At 59.0% G+C, this 2014-nt stretch carries 2 protein-coding genes; both read left to right on the top strand.

All coding sequences use genetic code 11. The features are described from left to right. Positions 1 to 163 precede the first annotated feature (163 nt). Positions 164 to 514: a hypothetical protein gene (locus WCA53_RS08650; RefSeq protein WP_423908016.1), complete on the top strand. Its 351-nt coding sequence runs from the start codon at positions 164 to 166 to the stop codon at positions 512 to 514. A 157-nt stretch (positions 515 to 671) separates the two neighbouring features. Beyond that, positions 672 to 2014: TonB-dependent receptor (locus tag WCA53_RS08645; RefSeq protein ID WP_423908014.1), on the top strand; the 1343-nt coding region annotated here is incomplete at its 3' end.

The raw sequence follows: 2014 nt of genomic DNA, 5'->3' as shown, positions 1-2014 counted from the left end.
TGCGGCAGTAGGGGACTTGTTTGAGATTGTTCCAGCGGTGACGCGCGGGTTGAAGAAGTGATGGAGAAAATCTCGGCCACGTGACGCGACTTAATTCGCGATTTTGTGACCAGCTGCGTCCGTTTGTTGGGAAATCGCGTCATACTTGAATAACGTGCAACGAATGACCCAACGCGAGCTTGGCGCTGGACCGCGGCCTATCTGGCTGCGTGTTGCTGCGTTGCTTTGTGTGTTGCTCGTTGGTGTTGCAGGAATTGCGCAAGCCGCGCACATTCATGGTGAGTGGCTTCCGAGCTCAGCGACCCAGGTGGCGGCGCATACAGCGCTCTCGCCGGGATTGAGTGAGGATGCCTGCCCGCTGTGCGTTGCGATGCACTCAGCGCTGCCCGTGACGGGTTTCGCCGTGCTGCTCATGGCATTCGTACTCGAGTGCAACCTGCTGCTGGTGTCGACGCATAAGCCTCGAATGCTGTGGTACTTTGCCGCATTCAGCCGTCCTCCACCCCACCGCTAGACTTCAAGAGCCCTTCCTGTGATGCCGACGCCGCTCCTGATGAGCGAGGCGTTGGCTTCACCGTCCGCTCTTCCGGCGTTTGCGAAAAGAACGCCGGTGGCTCTTCGCCGGATCGTTAAGCTTTCCGGCTTCTGCCTATGAGACAGGGGTCAGTCCTATGAAGACATTTCGAATTTGCCGCCTGCTGTGCGGTGTTGTGAGCGCCATCGCGCTCACCTTTGCGGTCGTCGGCCACGCGCAAAGCAACTCTGGAACAATAAGCGGCGCTGTTACCGATGCGACGGGTGCGGTGATCCCGAATGCCAAGGTCACGCTTGGGAACACCGTAAGCGGGTATACGCGCACGGAGACAACTGACAACGCGGGGCACTTTCAGTTTGTGAATGTGCCGTTTAATCCCTATCAACTGACGGTCGCGGAGTCGGGTTTTCAGACAGTCAACAAGCGCGTTGAGGTGGATTCGACGGTCGCACAGACTATTCCGGTGATGCTGAAGGTTGCTAGTTCTTCGACGGAGGTGACGGTTGAGGCGCCGGTGGATCTCACCGAGCAGGACCCGATCGCACATACGGATATCGATCGATCGACGATCCAGCGGATGCCGATTGACAGCGCGTCTTCGCAGCTGAGCGCGATTGTGACGACGCTCTCGCCGGGAGTCGCGGCTGACTCGAATGGCTTGCTGCATGGGCTCGGGGATCACAACGAAGTGTCGTTCTCGATCGATGGGCAGCCGATCACGGATCAGCAGAGCAAGGTGTTCTCGAACCAGGTGCCGGCGTCTGCCTTGCAGTCACTCGAGGTGATCGAGGGTGCGCCGCCGGCAGAGTACGGAGACAAGACGAGCCTTGTCGTGGTGGCGACAACGCGGTCAGGGCAGGGCGTAACGACGCCGACAGGTGAGGTCTCGCTCTCCTACGGGAACTTTGGGACCAGTAATCTTTCGGCAGAACTCGCGTATGGCGGAGCGAACTGGGGCAACTTCATCTATGGGAGCGGGCTGCAGTCAGGTCGATTCCTGGACGCACCGGAGTTTGCGGTCTATCGCGACAAGGGAAACGAGGAGAACCTGTTCGATCGCTTCGATTACACCGTGAGCAATGTGAGTTCCATCCACACCAATGCGCAGTACACGCGCTCGTGGTTCCAGACCCCGAACAGCTATGACACGGAGTACGGGTACGTGCAGAACGGCCTGACGACCGGGCCGACGGACCAGCGATCGAAGATTGAGACGGTGGATCTTTCGCCCACGTACACCCGGACGTTCGGGACCAAGAGCGTGTTGAACTTCGCGCCGTACTTCCGGCGGGACTCGTACGCGTACTTTCCGAGCAACAATCTGCTGAATGACCTTGGGCCGATTCAGCAGGAGACCGCGATTCAGAACCGGTCGCTGACGAACGCGGGCGTGCATGCGGACATCTCGTATGTGAGCGGGCACAACAACGTAAAGGCAGGCGGGATGTATCAGCAGACGTTCCTGCGCGAGAACGACAC

Source organism: Caballeronia sp. (assembly GCF_049581465.1).
In the GTDB taxonomy this organism is placed as follows: Bacteria; Pseudomonadota; Gammaproteobacteria; order Burkholderiales; family Burkholderiaceae; genus Caballeronia.
This window is presented reverse-complemented; position numbering and strand designations above follow the sequence as displayed.